The sequence below is a fragment of the Pontibacter chinhatensis genome (genome assembly GCF_900113285.1).
Lineage (GTDB): Bacteria > Bacteroidota > Bacteroidia > Cytophagales > Hymenobacteraceae > Pontibacter > Pontibacter chinhatensis.
Genome location: NZ_FOOT01000001.1, coordinates 719,047 through 743,645 on the forward strand (window position 1 = coordinate 719,047; position 24,599 = coordinate 743,645).

The following is a 24,599-nucleotide window of genomic DNA, read 5'->3' on the forward strand; positions in this document are numbered from 1 at the left end:
TTATACTTCGGATATACCTGTTTCTGGAGTTCCAGAATCTCTTAACGCAGCAGTTAGGTCTTAGAACAGAACACCGGTTCAGGCCATACTTTTCGCTGTTTAACAGAGGGCTGAATACACCCTGAGCAAGGGTACTGCACCACTTAACCTACAACACCATGAGCCTACAGAAAACCTATCGCTGTATGGTAATCGACGACGAGAACCATGCTATTGAAGTACTCTCCGATTACATTGCCGACACCCCGCGGCTGCAGCTCGTTAAAACCTTCCAGGACCCTGTTGCGGCCCTGATGGATGAGGAGGAGCAGTATGATTTCGTGTTTCTGGACATTGACATGCCCCGCCTTTCAGGGCTGGATCTGGCCAGATCGTTGCGGGACAAAACCCGGTTTCTGGTTTTCACGACAGCCCACCAGAAGTATGCTCTGGATGCCTTCGATGTTCAGGCCGACCATTTCCTGCTCAAGCCCATCAGCATGAAAAAATTCGCCCTGACAGTGGACCTCCTGCTGAAAAATATAGAGCGCAATGCCGCCTCAGCCCCGCCTGCCGAGCAAACCTTTTTTATCAAAAGCGACCAGAAGCACAAACTCATCAAGGTAAACCTGCAGGAACTGATTTGTGTGGAGGGGCTGAAAAACTATGTGCTGCTGCATACGCTGGGGCAGCGCCACATTGCTTACCTGACGATGAAAGAAGTGGAGGATGCACTTTATACTTTCGGGGGATTTATGCGGGTGCACAAGTCCTATATTGTAGCCAAAAGCCATATTGAACGGGTGGAGAGCCGCTCTATATGGCTTCGTAATAACCTGGAGGTTCCCATCGGAGATACCTACAGGCCGGGATTTCAGGAGTATCTTTCAGATAAAATCCTGGTAACCGGCAGGTAAGCCGGTTACCAGGATCTAATTATTTTTTCGCCGTAACCTGTCCCGTGGCGGCCAGGAAAGTAGAGGTAATGGTGACAGTAGTAGGGTCTGTGCTGATGGCGCGCCCGGCAGCTTCCTTGCCTGAGAATCTGAACAGAGTGCGCTTGCTTACAACGAGTTTAGAGTTTCGATTAGTTGCCATAGGTTTTTTCTTTATAAGTTATAACTATTCAATTATACTCTACTGAATTTTACACCAACCACCCCATACCCAGGACAAACGGCTTATGGTGCAAGATCATATAATCGGCTTTGCCAGAAAGTATAAAGGCCACCTCGTTACGTGGGCTTTATTTATACTTTATGAAATATCGCTGGTCTCTGCCCTGAATGGCAGGTTTAACTCCTTCTGGGATTATTTGGGCCACTATGCCTTGCACATCAGCCTCTTTTACTGCCACGCCTGCCTGGTGCTGCCCCTGGCAAAAAAGAAAACGGCCCTTTGGCTTATCCCCCTGCTGGTTGTTTGTGAGATAGCAACCTATGCTGCCCTTACCTACCTGCTGGAACTGTGGCTTACGCAATACATGCAGGTTGTGTTAACACGTCCACTAACTTCTGATTTCCACTACTGGCTCAGGGCGATTTGGCGGGCGGTATACTTTATAGGATTTGCCACGGGCTACTTTTTCCTGCGCAACTACCTGCAGGAACTGAAGCGGGCCGAGGAGGCGGCCAAGCAACACCTGCTGCACATCATCGAAAAGCAGAAGCTGCAACACGAGCTGGTTAGGTCTCAGAACGCTTTCCTGAAGGCGCAGATCAACCCGCATTTTCTGTTCAACACCCTGAACTATGTGTATAACAGCGTCCGGAAAACCTCTTCGGAAGCGGCGGAGGCCATTATGTCCTTGTCGCAGATGATGCGCTACGCTTTGCAGAATGAGAACGAGCTGCAGGAATCGGACCTGCTAGAGGAAATCGAGCACCTGGAGCACCTGATCAATATCCATCAGATCAGACACAACAACAGGCTGCAGGTAAACTTATGCTACGGCGATAACCTGGCCGGCGTGCGGTTTATCCCGCTGGTGCTTATCACGCTGGCAGAGAATATTTTTAAGCACGGAAACCTGGCCAAGGAGGAGGATGCGGCGCAGGTAAAAATAAATCTGGAGAACGGGGTGCTTTGTATCACGACGAGGAACCTCATAAACCAGAACCAGGCAGGGGGCCACGGCATCGGGCTCGACAACCTGCAGCGGCGACTCGCGCACGCCTACGGCGAGCGGGCCTCTTTTGCAGCCTACGCTACTCCGGACGGCCACTTTATTACCGAAACCAGGGTAACGGCCCCCAACAACATTGCCCCCGCCGCGCATATTACGCAGGCAGCGGTGATAGTATAAAAGTATAGGAAAGGCTCAGGCAGTGGAGCGCGCCCGGGCAGATCGGCAGTACTTCCAGTAGCAGAAATAAATCACCAGTTCCTGCTGCCTGCTCCGGTCCGAAAGCAGGCGGTTGAGGTGCATGTGCATCAGGTCGGAGGCCAGCTGCTGACGCCTCTGAAACGGAAGCTTTTCTGCCAGCTTTGCCATCATCTGTAGCGCCTCCCGGTGGGCTTTTCGCTGTTTTTTGAGTGGTGGGCTATACTTTATACCATCATCAGAAAGTATACCCGGCACCTGGCTAAGCTCCCTGTATGTTGCGGCCAGGCTCAGGCGCAGCGCTTTTGTGGCCCCAAACTCCTGGTAGAAAGTATGGTAGAGCTGCTCCAGCAGCGTTTCCTTCTCTCCTGCAGAAAAACCAAATGCCTCCAGCACCTCCTCTAAACCGAGGAAGGCCATGTGGTAGAATGCGTATTCCTCCTCGCCAAACGGAACCTGGCGCAGATACTCCCCCACCCAACGGCTGTTAGCCCAGAACACCTGCTCCGCGGTCTCTATCAGCTCCGGCCCGTACCGTTCCAATTCCTGCTCATACACGGCCAACTGCACATCCTGCAGCAGCCCCTGCCGCAACGAGCCACTTAACTTTCTGCTTACCTGCTCCATCACCTGACCTGCCCCTGAAAGAACTTTAAGCCGCAGGCGCAGGTGATAGTCCGGGTCGCGATAGCGCACAAAATACCATTGCGTGACAGCACCCGCTTGCTGCAGTTTGTGGCAAAGCGGCAGAAGCGTGTGGGCAAGTAACTGGTTGGCCCGGGAGGGATGACAGTAGATTTTAAAGTATAACCACTCCTCGCCGGGGGCAAAGGTTCGCTTTTGTGATTTACGCTTTGATGCTGAGAGTATGGGCAGTGGCTGCGCCTGATAAACGGTGCGCTCCTGATACACCGCCGTGATGAACTGGTGCACGTAGGGCTGGCCTACGGCATCCGTAACCAGTTGATTTTCTGCCGCGGTGAACGGAAACTCCCGTACCTGCACGCTAGTCTTACCTTTTATACTTTCCAGGAGTAGGCATAAATTAGCCTCACGCTCCAGGTCAAACACGAGTTGCTGATCGTTTTGGGTAAGGGCTACGTGGCGTGGCCAATGCATACTTTCGGCTAGTTGCTTCAACCGGAGAAGCGAGCTTCCCTCCCCCTTTTCAAAAATAGCCGCCAGCTGCTTTTCCTGCAGATGCCAGCAAGCCAGGTGCAGAATAGATTGCTTGTAGCGTACCCGCGGGTAATAGGTTAAGCCGGGAAAGAAGTGGCTCAGTTCGAGTGTGAAGTTGCTCCGCAGCCCCTGGTATTGCAAATCGCAGAGGAAGCGGAAAACGGCCAGGTCGTCGCGGAAATAGTTGTAGGCGGAGCCAAGGCGCGGCACCACCTCTTTCCGCAAGCGCTCCGACCACAGCACGATGCGCCCCGCCTCCACCATAACCCAAAGCTCGGATAACTGCACCTGTTTCTCTACAGGATGTGCCGAGGGCACGAGTACCGGAATCTCATAGCTGCGCACGGCCTCGCGCCGATCGATGTTAGCGGTGTGTGCGTTGTTGTAATAGCCGATCTCAGCGAAGATTACTCCTGGGTTATACTTCTCCTCTGCCGCTGCAATGTCCCGGGCCATACTTCTGACGCCGTCGTGAAGCGGGGTAAAACGCCCCAGCAGGGTCGTGGCGCTGATACCGCCCGCCTGCTCCAGGTACACCTCCTCCCCCATGGGCCTGAACACGACCGAAAAACTGGGTGGCAGCAAGGCCTCCTCCGCCGCAGGCAATTGCTCCAAATCATCCCCGGAAAGTATAAGCTCATTTGGGAAAGCTCCGGCGGATTGCCATTTTTCCAGTAGCAGGCGGTGGGCAGGCGTCCAGTTAAGGGACTGTGTTGTCGTGGGTGGTTCCTCCAATTTTATACTTTCCAGCAGCCGGGGCGCCTGGTGCCGTACTGCAAGATCTTCGTAGCCTACACCCAGTTCCGGGTCCAGCGCAGTAAGCAACGGCACAGCCCTTTGGTCGAACTTTTTGCTGAAGGCGTTGGCAAACGCACGAAGTCCCGTGGGCTCGGGCGCAGGCACCAGGCGCTGCAGACAGTCGAGCGCCTCAGCCAGTTTTGCCTGATAAGCAGTCTCCAGCGTGCCCTGCACCGTGTTCTCCAACGTAGCCTGGAGGTCATTTTCCGGGGAAATAGCCAAGTCAGCTAACGCCTCCTGCGGCAGTTCTTCGAATAAAGCTGACTCGGAAACTTGGGTGACCTGCCCAGCTTTTTTTAGCCCGCTCAGCAGACATCCAATCTGCTCTACCCTGGGACTTGCTATACTTTGCGCCTTGCTTTCCTCCAGCAGCCCGGACAAGCTATCGGCACCCGTCACACGCATGCCGCTAAGCGGTACCAGCACCTGCTCCGATTGCAGCTGCTCTACGTAAAGAGCAGCCTCGGCTTCCTCCACATCCGCCAGTTTCACCACCTCCCCTATTAACTGCTGGCAGGTGTAGCCATCGGAGCAAACACGCAGTAGCCGCTCCAGTATACGTCCGCCTTGTAGGTTGTCGATGGAGAATTCCCGTTTGCTGCCCGTGGCATCCTCCTGAAAGCGGATATACCGGTACCCTCCCGGCACCTTGTAGAGCGAAGGGTTTGGCCGGAACCGCTGAGCGGGAGCCAGTTCGTTAGCCAACAGCTCCGCTGCCAGCCGCTTAGAGCAGGAAAAAGTTAGGGAAAGATGCGCCCTACTCTTCTCCTGCTGAAGTATAAGTGGTTCAGGAGTGCCCCAGCTACACAAGGCGAAACCAGAGAAAAGTCCGAACGGGGTTGGCCGGAAACACATCCTGTTCAGGTACTTCTGCAAGCTCGCTTTCACTTTTGGAGCCAGCGCCTCGTAGGTAAAGTTGCTGCCCTCCACCACCTGGTACAGCGCCGGACTAGCCAAACGCAAAGCGGCCCGAAAGTATGGATTTAAGAGCAGCGTAGGCAGTGATTCCGGATGATAGGAAGTATAGGAAAGTGCAGGGGTGCGCAGCAGCAGGCCAGGGTGAAATCTGAATGTAGCCATCAGTACGGGTTAGGGTCTTGCCCTAAGTTATCACTTTACCGGGATTTATACTACAGCCGAAGTTGCCCCCTGCAGGCTCTATGGAATTGATAACTGCTTATCATCTCTCAAGCTTCTAACTTAAGTATAAATACTCGCGGCTTCTCCACAAGTATGCCCACAAAAAAGCGGGAGGGGAAATCTATACTTTCCCTCCCGCTTCCTGTGTAGTTGATACTTTGCGACTAGGCGTTTGCCTCCGCCACGCGCTCCGCTCCTGCCGCTTCCTGCTGGTAAGCGTAATTCACCATCCACTGGATGCCGAATTTATCAGTTACCATCCCGAAGTAATCGCCCCAGAAGGCCTTTTCCAGCGGCATCACCACCTGCCCTCCTTCCGCCAGTGCGGCGAACAGCTTATCAGCCTCTTCCTCGCTTTCAGGGCTCAGCGATAGCGAAATATTGTTTCCTACCTTAAAATCAGCTCCCGCACAGTCAGCTCCGGCGCATTCCAGCACATCGGTGCCCATCAGGATGTTGTTTTTGCCGAGAGGCAAGGCAATGTGCATAATCTTGGATTTGTCTGCCTCGGGCATGTTCTCACAACCCGGAGTGTCGCCGAAACGCATCAGGCCGAGAAACTCGCCTCCGAAAACGGATTTGTAAAAGTTGAACGCCTCTTCGGTGTTGCCCTTAAAGTTGAGATAAGGATTGATGGTAATCATAGTTTCTAGTTATTTAAGATGGTTATACTTTATACTTTATACTTTATACTTTATACTTTATACTTTGTTAAGATAAGTTTCCAACTGGTCGAAGGTGCCGGTTAGCCCCTGACGCAGGCTGTCAAAGGCCTGCTCAAAGGTTACCTGCTCGGCCACAGTTGCATTTTCAAGTATACTTTTAGAAGTGAGGGTGGTCCTGCCGTTTTCCTCCTCCAGCGTCACGATGTTGAGGATTTGAAGTGGCCAGTCCGCGCTGAACGGCGCGCGCACCACCTTGCCCTCCTCATCCGAAAAAGCCGACACATACACGATTCTCTCCGGCTCCGCCAACTCGCGATAATCGAAACGGCCCCACATCAGGCTACCGTCGGGCAACTGCAGGTTGTAATGGAAGTAACCACCCGGACGGGCGTCCAGCTTAACGATTTGCAGGGGAATCCCTTTTGGCCCCCACCATTGTGCCAGTTGGTCTTCCTCCGTCCAGGCTTTGAAAACGGTTTCCCGGTCTGCCTCGAAGGTGCGGGAAAGTATAAGTGCGCGTGCAGTGGCAGCTTCAGTAGCCTCAAATGCTTTTTCCATGGTGCTATTTTTATGTTAAATATTTAAACAGTTTTCTCTGCCAGGCCTTCGGCCAGTTGCTTCAGTTTTTGCAGCGCCTTGTCCCAGGCCTGCGACATCTGCTCGTAGTACTCCTCCCCCATTTCAGAGGAAGTATCGAGCCGGGTGCTGCCGTTCTCTTCCGTCAGCACGTAGGATTCCCGGCTGCCCTTCACCTGCCTGGCCTCTTCGCTTTCGTAATCTTCCTTGCCCTCGCGCACCATGCCTTCAAACTCCACGGTTACCGTTTTATAAGGCTCTTTCTCCACCACTCTCCCAACAATGCCACTGCCGCTCTTGTCTGTGAAAACGGCCTTGCTACCCAACTCCCAGTCTGTCTCTACCTTTGAGCCCTCGCTGAACGGAGCTGTCCATTCCTGGTAATACTTATCCTGCATCATCGCCTCCCAAACCTGCTCTTTAGGGGCATTGATGGTGATGGTTTTTCTGATGGTTCTGTTTTTCATAGTCGTAAATTTTAGTATGTTTACTCTCTTAGTTATCAACTGATTGCTGCTTTCCATACTTACCGGCAGCAATACAAACTTAGGTGAAAAGGATGTCTTAAAACGAGTGCTTTTACGCCAATAAAAGGGGTTGATTACGACAAAATACTGACCTGAAAAAACTATGAAAAACATCGCTATACTTGTGCCCAAGGGAGCTATACTTGGCAGCATCGAAGGACCGCGCCAGGTGCTCAGCGAGGTGAACAAATTCCTGCAAAACACAGGCAAACCTGCTCTGTTCCGGATACAATTGGTGGGGCTGACCGAGCAGGTAAAGGTGGCCGGCGGGCTCTACACCGTCTATACTGATGCGCTGCTTTCCGACGCTGAAAAACCGGACCTGATTATCATTCCTGCACTAGACGGAGACCTTGCCGCGGCCATGGAGCTGAACCGCGACTTTATCCCTTGGATTGTGGAGCAGCACAGGGCGGGCGCCGAAGTGGGCAGCCTTTGCGTAGGCGCCTTTTTGCTAGCTTCAACCGGTCTTCTGGATGGTCGCCAGTGCGCCACTCACTGGATGGCGGCGAACCATTTCCGCAGGATGTTCCCCGAGGTGCAGCTGGTGCAGGACCGCATCATCACCGACGAGCAGGGGCTCTACTCCAGCGGCGGGGCCTTCTCCTACCTCAACCTTATCCTTTACCTGATTGAGAAGTATGCGGGCCGCGATGTGGCCGTGTTCATGTCCAAGGCTTTCCAGATAGATATCGACCGGCGCAGCCAGTCTCCCTTCACCATTTTCAGCGGACAGAAAGAGCACGAGGATGAGCCGATAAAAGCTGCTCAAGAGTACATCGAGAAAAACTTCCAGGAGAAGATTACGGTGGACACCCTGGCCGACAGGCTGGCCCTGAGTCGCCGCAACCTGGAGCGCCGCTTCAAAAAAGCCACCGGCAACTCCATCATCGAGTACATGCAGCGGGTAAAAATAGAGGCGGCCAAAATGAGCCTGGAAACCTCGAAGGAGAACGTGAACGAGGTGATGTACCAGGTGGGCTACACGGATGTAAAGGCCTTCCGGAGCGTGTTTAAGCGCATCACAGGGCTCTCGCCAGTGCAGTACCGCAGCCGGTATCAGCGGGTGATGCCGGTGTAAAGCAGGTTTCAACTTTCTTTTATACTTTGGTTGTAGAAAATTTAAAGCAATGAAGGGGAAAAAAGATAAGGTTGGGTCTATATCATTATTCATGCTGGCGGTAGTTTTAATCATCTGGGGCATCATGATGATTGTATATAACCTAGTAGCAGTTGGTGTTAATAGTAGGACCCTATCCCCATCAGGCTTTGGTGGAGAATTGTTGATATTGCTAGGCTTAATACTCTTAGTTGTTGCATATTACAGCTTGTCTCCTTTTAGTAAAATAAGGCAGTTTCTCGAAGGTGACTTGAAGAATAGGAATAAGAAAAAGGGCAACTAGAAGCACTGAAAGAAATAACAATACTGCTTCTGATTGATTGGCAGCTTGAGCTAAAAAACTTCCTGCCAAATTAGATACTATTTATCTGATGAAACTGATTAGACCTAAAATCGGTGAAGCCTTGAAGATTGAGAAAATGATAAAGTACTAATGCACGCTGTAGCTACCATTAAACATAAAGTCTTTTTAGTAAGTGATTCGAAAATTAAACTGGCAAGTATTTACAGAGCAGGAGAGGAATAAGGCCATTGAAGACTTGAAAGGTAAAATCTCGAGCCATGGCGGGTATATTGTAAATTCTACTTTTTTCTCAGACTTGGCCATTAGCCTCACAATTGAAATCGAAGAAAATGATATCCTCAAACTGTACGCATCAATACAAGAATCCATGACAATTTCAGAGTCAGGATTTGACAACTTGAATGTTAACGCTGGTAATGAATGGTGGATATTTTTAAACGTTACGTTTCGTCAGGGCAAAGGAGATTTAAAAATTGATGTGCCGAATGTGCCAGGATAGAACTTAAAATAGTCTACACCAACTCCTATAAGCTATTGCACACAGCTACATAATGGAACCCTCTGGGATTAATTGAGATAACGTGAAACCAATTACAGAAAGAACGATAGACAAAAGCGTTGTAGATGAATTGCTCATTTTGATTCCGGCAGGAGCTGTTGAAATGAGAGATGATCGAATCAAAAAGGTATGGGAGGTCGAGATTGAGTCATTTCACTTATCTAAATTCCCGGTTACGCAAGAGCTCTATGGAGCTGTGATGAATGAAAATCCCGCTACTTTTGAAGGTAGCAATCTCCCTGTTGAGACAGTGTCGTGGATTGAGGCTATCACTTTTTGCAACAGGCTATCGGAGCAGATGGGAAGAACCCTATGCTATACTATTGACTTCGAGACAAAAGAAGTCGCATTTGATTCGGATGCAGATGGATTCCGGTTGCCTACGGAGGCAGAGTGGCAGTATGCCTGCCAGACAGGAAAAAAGAACATCAGGTACGGGGAGTTAGATGCCATAGCTTGGTATAAAGACAATTCGCAAAACCAAACGCAGGAAGTCGGGAAAAAGCAGCCCAACGAATGGGGGCTCTACGATATGCTGGGGAACGTTTGGGAGTGGTGTACCGACATTTATGACGAAAGCGTCTATGGGTCCTACCGGGTTTTCCGGGGTGGCGGTTGGAGTGATGCGGAAAGAAGCGTTATGGCGACAACCAGAAGACGTAGTCATCCTTTCTCCTTTAAAATTGACGATTTAGGATTCAGAATAGCGACGAATGTAATGAAGTAACTTATGATTAACCCACCCCTAACCCCTCCAAGGAGGGGAATTTCTGCAAGTGTAGTATTATTCCCCTCCTTGGAGGGGGCAGGGGTGGGTTTACACTTCCACCATATTAGTATATCGCAATTAGTATATCGCAACTTAAACTCAGTAGGTAAACGACAGGCATACCTAGGTTCGATTTGGACAGACAGCAAAACACGCTGAGTAACACCAAGCTAAACACAAACCCCAAACTATGAAAAACGAAAACTTAAGCCGCTTCGACCGCATTGTAGCCATACTAATTCACTTGCAGTCGGGGCGTGTGGTAAAGGCGCAGGATCTGGCTGAGCGTTTTGAGGTGAGCCTGCGCACCGTGTACCGCGATATCCGCTCGCTGGAAGCTGCCGGGGTGCCGATTACGGGCGAGGCAGGCGTGGGTTATTCACTCGTAGACGGGTATCGCCTGCCGCCGGTTATGTTTACGCAGGAGGAAGCCGCCAGCTTTGTGGCCGCCGAGAAGCTCATGCAAAAGTTCAGCGACAAAGCGCTCAGCTCCCACTACGAATCGGCCATGTATAAGGTGAAGTCGGTGCTGAAGGGCAGCGCCAAAGACCAGGTGGCCGCGCTGGAGTCGCAGATTTGGGTGGAGACCTCGCTGGAGCTGTTTAACGAGCGCACCCCCGACGCGCTGAACGTGCTGCTCAGCAGCATTGCCGAGAAAAAACAGGTGACGCTGCAGTACCGTACTCCCTACAACGACGAACTAACGGACCGTATCATAGAGCCAATAGGCCTGTTTAACGAGAACAACTACTGGTACGTGATGGCCTACTGCCTCCTGCGCCACGATTACCGGCAGTTCCGCACCGACCGGATGCAGGGTATCCGACTCACCTCCACCCCTTTCACCAAAGATCACGGCCCTTTGCAGAACTACCGCAAAGCAGCGCCTACGGCACCTGGCACAGAGGTCACAATTCGGGTAGACAAGGAAGCCGCCCGTTACATCCGGTCCGGGAGCAAGTACTACGGGTTGGTATCGGAAAGTATAGTGGGTGATAAAGTGGAGATGACCTTTCTGGCCAATGATATGCAGGATGGCATGCCACGCTGGTACATGATGTTCGCGGATTGCGCCGAGATAGTAGGCCCAGAGAGCTTCCGGGACCGGGTAAGCGAACTGCTTGAAAAAGCCCGGGTGAACCTGGAGGCTGGAGTACAAAGCTATACTTAATCCTCCAGCTCTTCACACCAAAACCCTGCTCGCTCTAGGTGGCGGATAACGGTGGCTGCCTGCAGCGTGGTAGCTTCGACCCGGAGAATGCGGTCGCAATCCTCCAGGTCGAAGTTCCAGGTTTCGCCGTGGCCCATCAAACCATCCAGCGTGGGGCGAAGCAGGCGCGCTGCCAGGCTCGTGTTCACGGATGTTTTAAAGACCAAAACGTTTTTCATCTTAGGTCTCCGTTTATCTATCCCAAAAGGCTGGAGGCTCAATGCCCAAGGCCCTCAGGTACACATAACCCTGTCCCCGATGGTGGATCTCATTATCGATGAAGTATAGAATGGTGCACCACACCACGTTATCATACTTCCCGAAGGTCAGAATGCGTTCGCGGAATCTTTCCTCCGGAACCTGGGCCCAATACGTGTTGATCTCCTCCGTGCTCTGATCCCAAAGCGCCAGGATACGCTCTTTTGAAGTAGCCTCCTTGATCTCCTCATTCAACTCCTCAATTTGTCCAGTAGCTACCTGCTTCATACCCGGAGCAGCAATGGCTAAAAGCTCCTGCGCCATGGCTGCAAAGGAGCGCATACCGCCGATAGAATACTCAAAAAGCTCCTTCTCCGGAAAGGCTTCGATTACCCGGCGGGTGAGGCTTCGGTGGCCTTGCCAGTGCTCCAGCAGTTCAGTTGGTGTGATAACGCTAGCGGTTTGGGGGGTTGCAACTGCATTTTCCATACGTTCTTGTTTTTTTAAGGTGTAACTTTTATTTACTACAAAGCTATACCCACCCAGTGACAGCCCTTTGTCAGCAGAGTTCAGAATTTTTCGACATTATTTTACTTATGCTGAAAATTATACTTCTGTGTCTTTGCAAACCAGATTTACCACTACCGAACGCCACACTTCCATCAGCTACAAAAAGCAACAGCCCGGCAAGTATAAACTTACCGGGCTGCTTACAATGGCAAAATAGTTAACCTTAATTCTAAATCACCGTGCTCATGCCAAGCTGCACATTCTCTTTGTGCAGGCCTTCCAGTACGCCACCCATCACGCAAGAGGCGACAAAAGTACCCACCTGCTCAGTTGAGTAAGACATGATTGGAGAGGCTAAATCCTGCGTTACGATTTTCTTGTCGAGGGCTTCCTCCACGGCGTAGCGCACCAGGTTGGCCTCCTGCAGCAGCCCAAAGTGCTCCAGCATCATGGCTGCGGAAAGTATCGTGGCAATCGGGTTAGCAATATTCTTGCCCTTGGCCTGCGGATAGGAACCATGGATCGGCTCAAACAAAGCTACCGCATCACCTACAGAAGAGGAAGGCAGTAATCCCAGCGAGCCCGCAATCACAGAGGCTTCGTCCGAAAGGATGTCCCCGAACATGTTCTCCGTTAGGATCACGTCAAACTGTTTTGGATTAAGGATCAGCTGCATCGCTGCGTTGTCCACGAATAGGTAATCCACCTTCACGTCCGGGTACGATGGGCTGAGTTCCTGCACTACCTCCCGCCACAAACGCGAGGTTTCCAGCACATTGGCCTTGTCCACGAGCGTTAGCTTTCCGCGACGGTTCTGCGCCGCTTTAAAAGCCAGGTGCGCGATGCGCGAAATCTCAAAGCGGCTGTACGTACAGTTGTCATAGGCGCCATCCTCAGTGCGGCCCTTCTCCCCGAAGTAGATACCTCCGGTCAGCTCGCGGAAGAAAATCATGTCAGCCCCGGCAATGCGGTCGTTCTTCAGCGGAGAGTGCGGAATCAGCATTTCATAGGCCGTTACCGGACGGATATTGGCATACAAGCCCAGCGACTTGCGCAGGCGCAGCAAGCCCTGCTCCGGTCTTACCTTCGCAGCCGGATTGTTGTCATACTTTGGATCGCCGATGGCTCCCAGGAGCACGGCATCCGCCTCAAAACAAGCCTGCAGCGTTTCTTCGGGCAGCGGATCACCTGTGGCGTCGATGGCACAGGCGCCCATCAGCTGGTGGTCAAACGTAAAAGTATGGCCGAATCTATCGCCTATGGCATTCAGCACTTTAATGGCTTCCTGGCATACTTCCGGACCTATTCCGTCCCCGGCCAGCACTGCTATTTTCTTAGTTAATATACCCATACTCTCTTTGTTTCGTAAGTCTCAATCGCCTCTTTCTGGCTTACTAAAAAATCAATGTCGTCGTACCCGTTCAGCAGGCACTCCTTTTTATAAGGATCAATCTCAAACGGGATGCTCTCTTCCCAAACCGGCACATGCAGCTGCTGGGCAGGAAGGTCCACGATAAGCTCTGTCTCCGGATCTTTCTCAATCTGCTCGAACAGGCGCGCCAGCACCTCATCAGACACCTGCACAGGCAGCAGGCCGTTGTTCAGGGCATTGCCACGGAAGATGTCGGCAAAGTAACTGGAGATCACGGTGCGGAAGCCGGCATCGGACAGCGCCCAGGCAGCGTGCTCGCGGCTGGAGCCGCAGCCAAAGTTCTTGCCTGCCACCAACACCTGGCCTTGGTAGCGCGGGTTGTTCAGCACAAAATCAGCCTTCGGCGTGCCGTCGCCATTGTAGCGCCAGTCGCGGAACAGGTTCTCGCCAAAACCCTCCCTGGAGGTGGCCTTCAGGAAACGGGCAGGTATAATCTGGTCTGTATCTATGTTTTCGATCGGCAGCGGCACGGCTGACGTTCGGAGTATCTCAAACTTTTCCATTTCCTTAGAGGTATTCAGTTACGTCTACAATCTTTCCTTCCACGGCAGATGCCGCCGCCACCAGTGGGCTCGCAAGCAAAGTGCGTGACCCAGGTCCCTGGCGCCCCTCAAAGTTTCGGTTCGAGGTAGACACGCAGTAGGCCCCTGCCGGAATCTTGTCTTCGTTCATGGCCAGACAAGCACTGCAGCCCGGCTCGCGCAGCTCAAAACCCGCCTCGGCCAGTATCTTGTCGAGCCCTTCGGCGATTGCCTGCTGCTCTACCTGCTTGGAGCCTGGTACTATAATGGCCTCCACGTGGCTGGCCTTCTTTTTGCCCTGCACGTAATTGGCCACCATGCGGATATCCTCGATACGGGAGTTGGTGCAGCTGCCGATGAACACGTAATCCACCTGCTTGCCCAGCAGCGACTCGCCCGCCTGGAAGCCCATGTACTGCAGCGACTTCTCGAAGCTCACCTGCTCACTGGCCTTTACTTGGGAAGGCACATTTGCATTCAGGGCAATGCCCATGCCCGGATTGGTGCCGTAGGTGATCATCGGGGTGATAGAAGCGGCGTTGAAAGTATACTCCATCTCAAAGGTGGCGTCCTCATCAGAGTATAAAGTTTGCCAGTAAGCTATTGCTTCTTCCCAACGCTCGCCCTGTGGCGCAAACGGACGGCCTTTCAGGTAGGCAAAGGTGGTTTCGTCCGGGGCAATCATACCACCGCGAGCGCCCATCTCGATGCTCATGTTACAAACCGTCATGCGGCCTTCCATACTTAGGGAGCGAATGGCGCTTCCTGCATACTCCACGAAGTAGCCGGTGGCCCCTCCTGTTCCGAGGGCAGCGATCACATAGAGGATAAGGTCTTTGGCGGTAACACCTGGCTTCAAATCCCCTTCTACAGTGATGCGCATGCGCTTGGGGCGCGAGAGCAGCAAACACTGTGAAGCCATCACCTGCGCCACCTGGCTCGTGCCGATGCCGAAGGCAATCGTGCCGAAAGCGCCGTGCGTGGAAGTATGGCTGTCGCCGCATACGATGGTCATGCCGGGCTGGGTGATGCCCAACTCCGGACCAATCACGTGCACGATGCCCTGGTACGGGTGGCCCAAGCCGTAGAGTTCTACGCCATACTTGGCGCAGTTCTCCGTCAGCTTATCCACCTGCGAGCGCGACAGCGGCTCCTCGATAGGCAGGTGCTGGTTTTTGGTAGGTACGTTATGGTCGGCGGTAGCCACAATCTGCTCCTTGCGGAACAGCGGCAAGTTGCGCTTCTCGAGTTCCTCAAACGCCTGCGGGCTGGTTACCTCGTGTATCAGGTGCTTGTCGATGTAAAATACATCCTGACCTCCTGCAATGGTTCGCACGACGTGTGCATCCCAAATCTTGTCAAATAAGGTCTTTCCCATCTTATCCTGCCGTAACAAGGTTTTGCTTTTCTACCAACACATGCAGGTCGCTATCGCCTACTTCTTTCTTCTCGTCTGCTACCTGCAGGAACACACCGTAAGCTTTATCCAATGTCTCCTTATCGAAGTTATAGCCCAGCTTCTGGAAGCGGTAGGCCAAAGCTGCGCGGCCGGAGCGGGCCGTGAGCACAATGGAGGAGCTGTCTACTCCCACATCCTTTGGATCAATGATCTCATATGTTTCGCGGTGCTTGATTACCCCGTCCTGGTGGATGCCGCTGGAGTGCGAGAAGGCGTTGGAGCCCACGATGGCCTTGTTCGGCTGTACCGGCATGCGCATCATGTGCGATACCAACGCCGAGGTTTCGGTAAGCAGTTTGCTGTTCACGCCGGTCATCAGGTTCAGGTATGGGTGTTGGCGCAGGATCATCACGACTTCTTCCAAAGCGGTGTTTCCTGCGCGCTCCCCTACCCCATTAATGGTACACTCTATCTGGCGGGCGCCGTTGACAACGCCGGCTATAGAGTTGGCCGTGGCAAGGCCAAGGTCGTTATGGCAGTGTGTGGAGAGGCATACATTCTCGATGCCCTTCACGTTCTCATACAGGTATTTGATCTTGGCCCCATACTCCTCTGGCAGGCAGTACCCAGTCGTATCAGGGATATTCAGCACAGTAGCACCTGCCTTAACAGCTGCCTCGCAGACTCTGGCCAGGAACTCGTTGTCGGTGCGACCGGCATCTTCGGCATAGAACTCTACGTCCTCCACAAAGCTTTTGGCCAGCTTCACCGCTTCCACAGCGCGGGCAATAACTTCTTCGCGGGAGGTGCGCAGCTTATACTGCACGTGCAGGTCAGAAGTGCCAATGCCGGTATGGATTCTCGGACGAACAGCCCCTTTCAGGGCTTCCGCTGCCGTACGAATGTCGCCTTCCACAGCTCTGGAGAGTCCACAAACGGTTGCCTCCTTTGTCTGAAGGGCTATTGCTCTAACCGCCTCAAAGTCGCCGGGGCTGGAGATTGGGAAGCCGGCCTCGATCACATCCACGCCCAGCAGCTCCAGTTGCCTGGCGATAACAAGCTTCTCATTTGTGTTCAATTTACAGCCGGGTACCTGCTCCCCGTCACGCAAGGTGGTATCAAATATTTGTATTTTCTCTGCTGACATCCTTTATTTGGTCTTTTACAGTTATGGTACTGCTCTAAATATCCCGGAGAATCTGCAGCAAGGGAAACCAAATTTCCAAAACGCTACTATTTCTATAGGTAGAGCCCTTAAACACAACATGCTGTAAGTCAACAAAATAACGTTTACACTTCTACCATGGCTAATTTGAGTTCCGATCCTGTTTTCCAGCTCGTTAAGTCGCTTACCCGCTCCGAGAAGCGGCATTTCCGCCTGTTCACCAAGCGGCAGGGCACTAACGAAGGCTTAAAATTTCTGCAGCTTTTCGATGTGCTCGATAGACTGTCGGATTACGAGGAAGAGCGGATACTGGAGCAAATGCCGGAGCTGAAAAAAGTGCAGCTGCCCAACCTGAAAGCAAACCTGTACAAGCAGCTGCTCTCCAGCCTGCGCCTTTACCATGCTAACCAGAACCTGGACATACAGTTGCTGGAGCAGTTGGGCCATGCCCGCGTGCTCTATAACAAAGGGCTCTACCGCCAATGCCTGAAGCTGCTGGACAAAGTGAAGACTGCCGCCAAGCAGGCAGAGTTGCAGCACATAGCCCTCGCCGCCATCGATTTTGAGAAGCAGATAGAGTCGCAGTTTATCACCCGAAGCCTGAGCGGCCGCGCCGACTCCCTGTCGGAAGAGGCAACCGAGCTGGCCATGCATGTGTCGCGGGCACACGAGCTTTCGAACCTGGCACTGCGCCTCTACGGGGTATACATACAGGCGGGTCACGCCAAGACGCAGGAAGACTATGCCCACTTCGAGGCCTATTTCCGGGAGAACCTGCCCGACATTGATATCGCTTCGGCCAGCTTCATGGAGAAGCTATACTATTACCAGGCGCATGTATGGTACCATTACCTGGGCCAGGACTTCAAAGCCTGCTACCGCTTTGCGCAAAAGTGGGTAAACTTGTTTGAAGACAACCCAGAGATGAAGAACATCCAGTCCTCACTCTATATCAAAGGATTGCATAACCTGCTGGCCGCGCTGTTTAACCTGCAGTACTACTCCCGCTTTGAGCAGGTGCTGCAGGAACTGGAGCAGTTTGCAGAGGACGAGGACAGAAGACACACGCCAAACACCGAGGCGCAGCTGTTTCTCTACGGCTATACCAACCGGATTAATGCCTTCTTCATGCGGGGCGATTTTGAGGGCGGCGTAGTATGGCTGCCCAACCTGCTCAAAAAGCTGGAGCAGTTCCAGCAGCAACTCGACCCGCACCGGCAGCTTATCTTCTACTTTAAAATAGCCAGTTTATACTTTGGCAGCGGCGATAACGAGACAGCCATCCGCTACCTGAACAAGATCATCAACTACCAGGACACCAGCCTGCGCGTAGACATCCAGTGCTTTGCCCGAATTCTGCGGTTGATTGCCTACTACGAGGCCGGGGACGATTACGAGCTGGAGCTGCAGATTCGCTCTGTATACCGTTTCCTGGGCAAAATGAACGACCAGCACGAGATGCAGGTGGAGATTTTCAGGTTCTTGCGCAGGCTGGGAAGTATACCGCCCCATGAGCTAAAGCATGCCTTTGTTGACCTGAAAGAGAAGCTTACGGTTATTGCGGAAAACCCTTTCCAGCGCCGCCCTTTCCTTTACCTGGACATCATCTCCTGGCTGGAAAGCAAGATTGAAAACATCCCGGTGCAGGAGATTATCCGCCGGAAGTTCAGCCAGCTGAAGTAGGTGGAATAAAGTATAACCCAGTTGCCCAAAGCAAAAAAGCGGTGCAAGCCTTCCCCTGCACCGCTTTTTTAATTCCGGATTTATACTTTCTGCAAAGTATAAAATTGTTACTTCGTTGTGCTGCGCTCAATTTCGCGCAGGTTCTCCATTTTCTTGTTGCGCAGGAAGCCGTTGATGTCCTCGAAGTGCTCCCGCACGCGCTTGTTGCCAAACTCAAACACCTTGGTAGCCAACCCATCCAGAAAATCCCTGTCGTGCGAAACCAGGATGATGGTTCCGTCAAAGGCTTTCAGGGCGTCTTTCAGGATTCCCTTCGTTTTGAGGTCCAGGTGGTTGGTAGGTTCGTCCAGTATGAGCAGGTTAACCGGCTGTAGCAGCAGCTTGATCATGGCCAGGCGCGTTTTCTCACCGCCAGACAGCACCTTTACTTTCTTCTCAATTGTGTCGCCGCTGAACATGAAGGCGCCCAGCAGGTCTTTTACCTTCGTACGGACATCCCCTACGGCAATCTCATCAATCGTCTGGAAAATGGTTAGGCTCTCGTCCAGCAGCGAAGCCTGGTTCTGGGCGAAGTAGCCAATCATGCTGTTATGGCCCAACTGCAGCTTTCCGTCAAAGTCAATCTCGCCCATAATCGCTTTCACCAGCGTGGACTTACCCTCACCGTTCTTGCCCACAAAGGCTATTTTCTCGCCACGGTTGATGGTCAGGGACACATCCTGGAAAACGGTGTGGTCGCCATACTTCTTGGTAAGCCCTTCTACAATAACAGGGTAGTTACCGGAGCGCGGGGCAGGCGGGAATTTGAGGTTTAGTGCTGAAGTATCCACCTCATCCACCTCAATAATTTCCATCTTCTCCAGCATCTTCACCCGCGACTGTACCTGCAGGGTTTTAGAGTAAGTGCCCTTAAAACGCTCGATGAAAGCCGTGATTTCGGCAATCTCTTTCTGCTGGTCGTCGTACTGCTTCTGCTGCTGCTCGCGTCGCTCCTGGCGCAGCTGCAGGTATTGGCTGTAGTTTACCTTGTAATCGTAGATGCGGCCCATTGTCACCTCGATGGTGCGGTTGGTGATGTTGTCCACGAAGGCCTTGTCGTGCGAAATCACCATTACGGCCTTGGCGTTGTTCACCAAAAACTCCTCCAGCCACTGAATCGACTCAATATCGAGGTGGTTAGTAGGCTCGTCGAGTAGAATCAGGTCGGGTTGCTGCAGCAGGATTTTAGCCAGTTCGATGCGCATGCGCCAGCCACCGCTGAACTCGTTGGTCGGGCGCGTAAAATCCTCGCGCGTAAAACCGAGGCCTTTTAATGTTTTCTCAACCTCCGCATCGTAGTTTATCTCCTCCACCGAGTAATACTTCTCGCTCAGCTCCGATACCTGCTCGATGATGGCGTAATATTCATCCGACTCGTAGTCGGTGCGCGTCTCCAGTTCTTTGTTCAGAAACTCCATCTGCTTCTTCATCTCCAGTATTCTGGCAAAGGCTTTGGAAGCCTCCTCAAACACGGTGCAATCGTCGTCGGTGAGCAGGTGCTGCGGCAGGTAGGCGATTACGGCATCTTTCGGGGCCGACACTTTACCCCGGGTAGGCTTGTTTACACCGGCAATGATTTTCAACAAGGTGGATTTACCGGCTCCGTTCTTCCCCATCAGGGCAATCCGGTCGTTCTCGTTGATGTTAAAGGTTACGTTACTGAAAAGGGCTGCCCCGTTAAACTCTACTGCAACCGCGTCTACTGAAATCATACAATCAATTTTAGGGCTGCAAAGATACAAGATATTTCTGCGTATGCCTCAGAACTTTACCCGAAGTATCCAGTGCTTTATACTTTTCTACCCTTTCCAACACCAGCTTTATTGATTCTGCATGATTCCTTTCATCCAGCTATCCAGCATCTCCACCAGCTCCGGGTTAAAATTATCGCGCACGTAGGCCTCAAAACCCCCGTTTTGCTGCAGCCGCATCAGGTCCTGCTTGGTTCCAACTTTGATGAAGCCATGGTCGGTATCGGGAAGGAACTGATAGGCAGCTGAGCCCGGACGCATGGTGTTGAGCGCATTTACCAGCAGCTGCGAGTTATGCGGGCTGATGGAAGGCAGGTCTGCCCCGCCATAGATAATCAGCACGTTTGTATCGGCATCGCGCCAGGTTTTGTGATAGGGCACGTTCTGTATTTCCTGCATAAAGCGATAATGGCGCCCGAAGACATGCCCCTTTCCATCGTACTCGAAGCTTTGCTCCAGGTGCTGTTTATACTTCGGATCCTGCGCCAGATCTTCCGCCGATTTCTTGCCGACGAGCAATTCGTATGTCAGCGGGCCCAACACCAGCATGTCCTCGTCAATCCGCACCGGGTCAAACCCTATCTCGGCACGCTGCTCCCGGAACACGTCCAGCATGTACTCATACCAGGGTTTACCGGCCACGCCATACCCGATGATGCCTTTCACCTTTGTATCGGCAGCGATAACAGGCGCTGTGTTGGCGCCGAGCGAGTGGCCGAATAGGAACACGTTGCCCGTATCCACGAAGTCATAGGTCTGTAGCTTTTTAAGGGCAACCGAGAAGGCAGCCAGTTCTTCTTCGTAGCCAATCTCGGTGCATGGTGCACTGCCCTGGCTGTCCCCCGCGCCGGGCTTGTCCATTTTGAAAACCGCATAACCTTTGGCCACCAGGCCATCCATCAACCGGCGCTGCGGGTCGTGCGGGGGCAGGTTATCGATGGAGCTACAGCCGTAGCCCTGCAGGAAGAAAACCGTGGGGTATTTGCCCTTACCTTTTGGCTTCTTTGCTATCAGGCGGGCGTAGCCGTGGTCTGTCTTCACTTCATCATAGAGCACCTCAGCAGCTGCATCCTCCTCGCGTGGCATTTCCTTCACCTTCCCTTTCAGCGTCAGTCGCTTCTTGTTCCGGATAACGCCAACCGTAACAGGCGCAGCAGTGGAGAAAGTACGGGCCTTGGCCACCACATCATTTGCCGTCCGGACAGCTTCCTTGTTGATGCTGACTATGACATCGTTTGGCTGAAGCTTGAGCGCGGCTGCCGTGCTGTTGGGAATAATGGCTACCACCATGGCTCCTGCGCCGTCCCCGAGCTGATTCACCGCTGCCAGGGAGTCAGAGACTGGCGCAATTTGCACCCCCAGAAAAGGGCGGCGCTTCAGGTGCTGGGCCTGTGCCGGAAAGGCCAGGGAACAGGCAAAAAAGACGAGAACTGAAAGTATACTTTTGCTCATAGTTTAAATTGGTCAGGTTAAGCTATTCAAGACTAAGTTTATGTATGCGCAGGAGCTGGAAAAATAATTTTCAAGTATAACGTATCGTTCAGAAATTATTTTTAGATTAACTAATAATATTTTGCACTATACTGCGCAATAATCGTATAGTGCTATATTTAATGCTGAAACCTAATCCTAACCAATTGTTCCTATGCAATTTATCCCTAACCTATTCCATCCGACTAAGCGGCGACTGATACCGCTGGTATTTGGTGCGGCTGTTCTGGCGGCTTCCTGCAGCCAGAAAACAACGGCGCCCACCGCTAGTACCACCGAAGGTGCCGAGGCTGTTGATACGACCGAGGTGGCTACCGCCGCTCCAACCTATCAGGTGCCGGTAGATTACTACAAGCTGGACAATGGCCTGAAAGTGGTGCTCTCGCCTGACAAGACGGCTCCTGTCGTAACGGTGGCGGTGTACTACAACATCGGTTTCCGGATTGAGCCCAAGGACCGCACCGGCTTTGCCCACCTGTTCGAGCACATGATGTTCCAAGGATCGGAGAACCTGGGTAAGATGGAGTTCATCCAACTGGTGCAGAAGAACGGCGGCATCCTGAACGGCAGCACGCGCTTTGACTACACCAACTACTTCGAGATTGTGCCGGCGCACAAGCTGGAGACCATGCTCTGGGCAGAAGCGGACCGCATGAAGGGCCTCAACATTACGCAGGAAAACCTGACTAACCAGCAGGGTGTGGTGAAGAACGAGGTGAAGGTGAACGTGCTCAACCAGCCCTATGGCGGTTTTCCGTGGCTCGACATGCCGCAGTATGCCAACAAGAACTGGTACAACGCCCACAACTTCTATGGCGACCTGAAAGACCTGGATGCTGCCAACCTGGAGGACGTGCAGTCGTTCTTTAAAACCTTTTACTCGCCCAACAATGCATCCCTGGTGATAGTCGGGGATTTTGAGCCGGAGCAGGCCAAACAGTGGGTGCAGCAGTACTTCGGGCAGATTCCATCCTCTACCCTGCCCGCACCGGTAGACCTGACCGAGCCGCGCCAGGAGAAAGAGCAGCGCTTTACCAAGGACGACAAGCTGGCCAACAAGCCGGCCCTGGCCTTTGCCTACCACATGCCGGAGCGCAACACACCTGAGTATTATGCCATGGGCCTGCTGGACCAGATACTACTGCAGGGCAACGACAGCCGCTTGTACCAGGCCCTGGTGCAGGAGAAAGGCTATACGGGCTCGGTTACCGGTGGCATAAACGCCTACCTGGGCAACATGTTTAACTACAACGGCCCTATGCTGTGGATGGGCAACCTGGTGTACGACAAAGATGTTTCGGCCGACTCTATCCTCACGGTGCTGGACCAGGAGGTGGCAAGGCTGCAGCAGGAAGGCATTAGCCAGGAACAGCTTGACCTGGCTATGGTAAAAGTCCGCTCCTCCCTCTACGACCAGTTGAGCGAACTCTACGGGTTTGGCAAGGCAGACCTGCTGGCAAGCTTCGCCCTGTTTGACGATAACCCGGCCCGCATCAACGAGCTGGAGGCGGAGTTCCGGAAAGTAACGCCCGAGGTGATTCAGCGAACCATCAAGGAATACCTGCGACCCACTAACCGCACCATACTTGTCATCAACCCACAGGCCCAAATCTAGAACATCATGAAAAATATACTTACGATATCGCTAAGCGTGCTGCTGGCCATGAGCGCCAGTATAGCCGTGGCACAGAAACAGACTCCACCGGAAGGCGGACAGCCCAAGAACTTTACCCTGCCTGCCAAGGAAGAATTTAAACTGCCCAATGGCCTGGAGGCGACCATGGTGCCCTATGGGGAACTACCGAAGGTGACCATAAACCTGGTAGTGCAGACCGGCAACGTACATGAGCAGGCCAACGAGAACGGACTGGCAGACATCACCGGTCACCTGATGCAGGAAGGCACCACCACCCGCAGCGCCACGCAGATAGCGGAAGAAGTGGCGCGCATGGGCGGCTCTCTGAACATCAGCATCGGTGCCAACCAAACCATCATTTATGCGGATGCGCTTTCGGAGTATGGACCGGAGCTGGTAGCACTCATGGCGGACTTGCTGCAGAACCCATCCTTTCCGGAGTCGGAATTGGAGCGGGTGAAGAACGATTTTAAGCGGCAGATGAACCTGGCCCGCGCGCAACCGGGCATGCAGGCGCAAATCAGGTTCACCAAAGCCCTGTACGGCGACCACCCCTATGGCCGCGACCTGCCTACCGACAAGGAGATAGACGCCTATACCTTGGAACAGGTGCGAAACTTCTACCAGAATCAGTTCGGAGCGAAGCGCACCAATGTGTATGTAGCCGGCAGGTTCGATGAAAGTGCCATGAAAGAGGCTATTACTTCTTCGCTCCGCGGCTGGCGCGAGGGACCTGCACGTGAGATTCAGCTGGCCAAACCAGTTACGAAAAGCGATATGATTGTGGTGGACCGACCCGGTGCTCCGCAGTCCACCCTCGTTATCGGTTTGCCTGTAGTTCCCCCTTCCCATCCCGATTACATGGCGCTCCGTGTTACCAATTCGCTGCTGGGTGGCTCTTTTGGCTCCCGGATCACCCGCAACATTCGCGAAGACAAAGGTTATACCTACTCGCCCTACAGTTCCATCTCGGCCAGGTATAAGGTGGGTGACTGGTACCAGCAAGCCGATGTGACGACTGAGCATACCGGAAACTCGCTTAAAGAGATCGTGTATGAAATTGACAGGCTGCGTAAAGAGCCACCAACCGAGGAAGAACTGAAAGGCATTCAGAATTATGAGGCCGGGCTTTTTGTGTTGCGCAACTCCACTCCATCGGGTATCATCAGCCAGCTCAACTTCCTCGACCTGCACGACCTGCCCGAAACGTTCCTGACCAACCAGGTAGAGAACATACATGCCGTGACGCCCCAGAAAGTACAAGAAATCGCCAAAACCTACATGCGCCCGAAAGAAATGACGCTGGTAGTGGTGGGTGATAAAAAAGTGATTGACAAGCAGCTGAAGAAGTTTCAGGACGACCTGAAGAAGATGCCTGCCGTGCAGTAAGTTTGTTTATACTTTCCAAATAATGCCAGTCCCCGGGAGTTTCTTCCGGGGACTGGCATTATTCTTTTATACTTTGTTTGGGGGGGCGCATACCCTTCGTGAGATTCTAGGAGAGGGACTTTTAGGTAAAGTATAAGTTGCCATAAGCGCTTTGCTCAAAATATACTATTGGAGTTTTGTAATTACCGGGCCCAACCACTCCTGCCCCTCCTTATCCAAGGCGGGGAGCCTGTGAC

Annotated in this window: 23 protein-coding genes; 10 read left to right on the plus strand and 13 right to left on the minus strand. The window is 52.7% G+C overall.

What is annotated here, in order from left to right; translation table 11 throughout:
- Positions 1-158 precede the first annotated feature (158 nt).
- Positions 159-896, plus strand: coding sequence for a LytR/AlgR family response regulator transcription factor (locus BM040_RS03040; RefSeq protein WP_092098895.1), 738 nt, complete (start codon positions 159-161; stop codon positions 894-896).
- Positions 897-915: 19 nt separating this feature from the next.
- Here the strand turns inward: BM040_RS03040 and BM040_RS21640 are convergent, their stop codons facing one another.
- Positions 916-1,077 carry a hypothetical protein gene (locus BM040_RS21640; RefSeq protein WP_175490959.1) on the minus strand — a complete coding sequence of 54 codons (162 nt, stop codon included), beginning with the start codon at positions 1,075-1,077 and terminating at the stop codon, positions 916-918.
- A gap of 85 nt (positions 1,078-1,162) precedes the next feature.
- Between BM040_RS21640 and BM040_RS03045 the strand changes: the two genes are divergently transcribed.
- Positions 1,163-2,284 carry a sensor histidine kinase gene (locus tag BM040_RS03045; protein ID WP_092098897.1) on the plus strand — a complete coding sequence of 374 codons (1,122 nt, stop codon included), beginning with the start codon at positions 1,163-1,165 and terminating at the stop codon, positions 2,282-2,284.
- Positions 2,285-2,299: 15 nt separating this feature from the next.
- Here BM040_RS03045 and BM040_RS03050 read toward each other — a convergent pair whose 3' ends face one another.
- The 4 genes from BM040_RS03050 to BM040_RS03065 form a co-directional block, all read right to left on the minus strand.
- Positions 2,300-5,359, minus strand: coding sequence for a lantibiotic dehydratase (locus tag BM040_RS03050; RefSeq protein WP_092098899.1), 3,060 nt, complete (start codon positions 5,357-5,359; stop codon positions 2,300-2,302).
- A gap of 224 nt (positions 5,360-5,583) precedes the next feature.
- The gene (locus BM040_RS03055; protein ID WP_092098901.1) at positions 5,584-6,063 is read right to left on the minus strand and encodes a VOC family protein; all 480 of its coding nucleotides are present in this window, start codon (positions 6,061-6,063) and stop codon (positions 5,584-5,586) included.
- Positions 6,064-6,120: 57 nt separating this feature from the next.
- Positions 6,121-6,642 carry an SRPBCC family protein gene (locus tag BM040_RS03060; protein WP_092098903.1) on the minus strand — a complete coding sequence of 174 codons (522 nt, stop codon included), beginning with the start codon at positions 6,640-6,642 and terminating at the stop codon, positions 6,121-6,123.
- Positions 6,643-6,665: 23 nt separating this feature from the next.
- Positions 6,666-7,127 (minus strand): SRPBCC family protein, encoded by a 462-nt coding sequence (locus tag BM040_RS03065; RefSeq protein ID WP_092098905.1) that lies wholly within the window; start codon positions 7,125-7,127, stop codon positions 6,666-6,668.
- 163 nt (positions 7,128-7,290) lie between these two features.
- Here BM040_RS03065 and BM040_RS03070 point away from each other — a divergent pair, with 163 nt between their 5' ends.
- The 5 genes from BM040_RS03070 (at position 7,291) to BM040_RS03090 (ending at position 11,110) form a co-directional block, all read left to right on the plus strand.
- On the plus strand, positions 7,291-8,268 hold the full coding sequence (locus tag BM040_RS03070) for a GlxA family transcriptional regulator (protein ID WP_092098907.1): 978 nt from the start codon (positions 7,291-7,293) through the stop codon (positions 8,266-8,268).
- A 49-nt stretch (positions 8,269-8,317) separates the two neighbouring features.
- Positions 8,318-8,590: a hypothetical protein gene (locus tag BM040_RS03075; RefSeq protein WP_092098910.1), complete on the plus strand. Its 273-nt coding sequence runs from the start codon at positions 8,318-8,320 to the stop codon at positions 8,588-8,590.
- A 193-nt stretch (positions 8,591-8,783) separates the two neighbouring features.
- On the plus strand, positions 8,784-9,110 hold the full coding sequence (locus BM040_RS03080; RefSeq protein WP_092098913.1) for a hypothetical protein: 327 nt from the start codon (positions 8,784-8,786) through the stop codon (positions 9,108-9,110).
- Positions 9,111-9,192: 82 nt separating this feature from the next.
- Positions 9,193-9,897, plus strand: a complete 705-nt coding sequence (locus BM040_RS03085) for a formylglycine-generating enzyme family protein (protein ID WP_245756079.1) — start codon at positions 9,193-9,195, stop codon at positions 9,895-9,897.
- Between the two features lie 232 nt (positions 9,898-10,129).
- Positions 10,130-11,110 carry a helix-turn-helix transcriptional regulator gene (locus BM040_RS03090; RefSeq protein WP_092098917.1) on the plus strand — a complete coding sequence of 327 codons (981 nt, stop codon included), beginning with the start codon at positions 10,130-10,132 and terminating at the stop codon, positions 11,108-11,110.
- Here the strand turns inward: BM040_RS03090 and BM040_RS03095 are convergent.
- The 6 genes from BM040_RS03095 to BM040_RS03120 form a co-directional block, all read right to left on the minus strand.
- Positions 11,107-11,328, minus strand: coding sequence for a hypothetical protein (locus BM040_RS03095; RefSeq protein ID WP_092098919.1), 222 nt, complete (start codon positions 11,326-11,328; stop codon positions 11,107-11,109). The two genes, BM040_RS03090 and BM040_RS03095, sit on opposite strands and share 4 nt — an antisense overlap.
- 13 nt (positions 11,329-11,341) lie before the next feature.
- Positions 11,342-11,836: a DinB family protein gene (locus BM040_RS03100; RefSeq protein WP_092098921.1), complete on the minus strand. Its 495-nt coding sequence runs from the start codon at positions 11,834-11,836 to the stop codon at positions 11,342-11,344.
- A gap of 250 nt (positions 11,837-12,086) precedes the next feature.
- The gene (leuB, locus tag BM040_RS03105; RefSeq protein ID WP_092098923.1) at positions 12,087-13,208 is read right to left on the minus strand and encodes a 3-isopropylmalate dehydrogenase; all 1,122 of its coding nucleotides are present in this window, start codon (positions 13,206-13,208) and stop codon (positions 12,087-12,089) included.
- Positions 13,196-13,792, minus strand: coding sequence for a 3-isopropylmalate dehydratase small subunit (gene leuD / locus BM040_RS03110; protein ID WP_092098925.1), 597 nt, complete (start codon positions 13,790-13,792; stop codon positions 13,196-13,198). The genes leuB and leuD overlap by 13 nt, the downstream gene beginning before the upstream one ends.
- 4 nt (positions 13,793-13,796) lie before the next feature.
- The gene (gene leuC, locus BM040_RS03115) at positions 13,797-15,188 is read right to left on the minus strand and encodes a 3-isopropylmalate dehydratase large subunit (RefSeq protein ID WP_092098927.1); all 1,392 of its coding nucleotides are present in this window, start codon (positions 15,186-15,188) and stop codon (positions 13,797-13,799) included.
- A 1-nt stretch (position 15,189) separates the two neighbouring features.
- Complete coding sequence (locus BM040_RS03120) at positions 15,190-16,356, minus strand: 2-isopropylmalate synthase (RefSeq protein ID WP_092098929.1); 1,167 nt, start codon at positions 16,354-16,356, stop codon at positions 15,190-15,192.
- Positions 16,357-16,512: 156 nt separating this feature from the next.
- Between BM040_RS03120 and BM040_RS03125 the strand changes: the two genes are divergently transcribed.
- Positions 16,513-18,057 carry a hypothetical protein gene (locus BM040_RS03125; RefSeq protein WP_092098931.1) on the plus strand — a complete coding sequence of 515 codons (1,545 nt, stop codon included), beginning with the start codon at positions 16,513-16,515 and terminating at the stop codon, positions 18,055-18,057.
- Between the two features lie 107 nt (positions 18,058-18,164).
- On the opposite strand, the gene BM040_RS03130 is transcribed toward BM040_RS03125, so the two are convergent.
- Together BM040_RS03130 and BM040_RS03135 are read right to left on the minus strand one after the other, a co-directional pair.
- Positions 18,165-19,808 carry an ABC-F family ATP-binding cassette domain-containing protein gene (locus BM040_RS03130; RefSeq protein ID WP_092098933.1) on the minus strand — a complete coding sequence of 548 codons (1,644 nt, stop codon included), beginning with the start codon at positions 19,806-19,808 and terminating at the stop codon, positions 18,165-18,167.
- Between the two features lie 108 nt (positions 19,809-19,916).
- Positions 19,917-21,299, minus strand: coding sequence for an alpha/beta hydrolase family protein (locus tag BM040_RS03135; RefSeq protein WP_092098934.1), 1,383 nt, complete (start codon positions 21,297-21,299; stop codon positions 19,917-19,919).
- A gap of 193 nt (positions 21,300-21,492) precedes the next feature.
- Here BM040_RS03135 and BM040_RS03140 point away from each other — a divergent pair, with 193 nt between their 5' ends.
- Positions 21,493-22,953, plus strand: coding sequence for a M16 family metallopeptidase (locus tag BM040_RS03140; protein WP_092098936.1), 1,461 nt, complete (start codon positions 21,493-21,495; stop codon positions 22,951-22,953).
- 6 nt (positions 22,954-22,959) lie between these two features.
- Positions 22,960-24,363, plus strand: coding sequence for a M16 family metallopeptidase (locus BM040_RS03145; RefSeq protein ID WP_092098938.1), 1,404 nt, complete (start codon positions 22,960-22,962; stop codon positions 24,361-24,363).
- Positions 24,364-24,599 lie beyond the last annotated feature (236 nt).

Coding starts and splice junctions, on each gene's coding strand:
- BM040_RS03120 (WP_092098929.1), bottom strand. CDS start 16,356: ATGTCAGCAGAGAAAATACAAATATTTGATACCACCTTGCGTGACGGG.
- BM040_RS03045 (WP_092098897.1), top strand. CDS start 1,163: ATGGTGCAAGATCATATAATCGGCTTTGCCAGAAAGTATAAAGGCCAC.
- BM040_RS03125 (WP_092098931.1), top strand. CDS start 16,513: ATGGCTAATTTGAGTTCCGATCCTGTTTTCCAGCTCGTTAAGTCGCTT.
- BM040_RS03075 (WP_092098910.1), top strand. CDS start 8,318: ATGAAGGGGAAAAAAGATAAGGTTGGGTCTATATCATTATTCATGCTG.
- leuD (WP_092098925.1), bottom strand. CDS start 13,792: ATGGAAAAGTTTGAGATACTCCGAACGTCAGCCGTGCCGCTGCCGATC.
- BM040_RS03090 (WP_092098917.1), top strand. CDS start 10,130: ATGAAAAACGAAAACTTAAGCCGCTTCGACCGCATTGTAGCCATACTA.
- BM040_RS03065 (WP_092098905.1), bottom strand. CDS start 7,127: ATGAAAAACAGAACCATCAGAAAAACCATCACCATCAATGCCCCTAAA.
- BM040_RS03130 (WP_092098933.1), bottom strand. CDS start 19,808: ATGATTTCAGTAGACGCGGTTGCAGTAGAGTTTAACGGGGCAGCCCTT.
- BM040_RS03040 (WP_092098895.1), top strand. CDS start 159: ATGAGCCTACAGAAAACCTATCGCTGTATGGTAATCGACGACGAGAAC.
- BM040_RS21640 (WP_175490959.1), bottom strand. CDS start 1,077: ATGGCAACTAATCGAAACTCTAAACTCGTTGTAAGCAAGCGCACTCTG.
- BM040_RS03095 (WP_092098919.1), bottom strand. CDS start 11,328: ATGAAAAACGTTTTGGTCTTTAAAACATCCGTGAACACGAGCCTGGCA.
- leuB (WP_092098923.1), bottom strand. CDS start 13,208: ATGGGTATATTAACTAAGAAAATAGCAGTGCTGGCCGGGGACGGAATA.
- BM040_RS03100 (WP_092098921.1), bottom strand. CDS start 11,836: ATGGAAAATGCAGTTGCAACCCCCCAAACCGCTAGCGTTATCACACCA.
- BM040_RS03145 (WP_092098938.1), top strand. CDS start 22,960: ATGAAAAATATACTTACGATATCGCTAAGCGTGCTGCTGGCCATGAGC.
- BM040_RS03140 (WP_092098936.1), top strand. CDS start 21,493: ATGCAATTTATCCCTAACCTATTCCATCCGACTAAGCGGCGACTGATA.
- BM040_RS03060 (WP_092098903.1), bottom strand. CDS start 6,642: ATGGAAAAAGCATTTGAGGCTACTGAAGCTGCCACTGCACGCGCACTT.
- BM040_RS03050 (WP_092098899.1), bottom strand. CDS start 5,359: ATGGCTACATTCAGATTTCACCCTGGCCTGCTGCTGCGCACCCCTGCA.
- BM040_RS03070 (WP_092098907.1), top strand. CDS start 7,291: ATGAAAAACATCGCTATACTTGTGCCCAAGGGAGCTATACTTGGCAGC.
- BM040_RS03135 (WP_092098934.1), bottom strand. CDS start 21,299: ATGAGCAAAAGTATACTTTCAGTTCTCGTCTTTTTTGCCTGTTCCCTG.
- BM040_RS03055 (WP_092098901.1), bottom strand. CDS start 6,063: ATGATTACCATCAATCCTTATCTCAACTTTAAGGGCAACACCGAAGAG.
- leuC (WP_092098927.1), bottom strand. CDS start 15,188: ATGGGAAAGACCTTATTTGACAAGATTTGGGATGCACACGTCGTGCGA.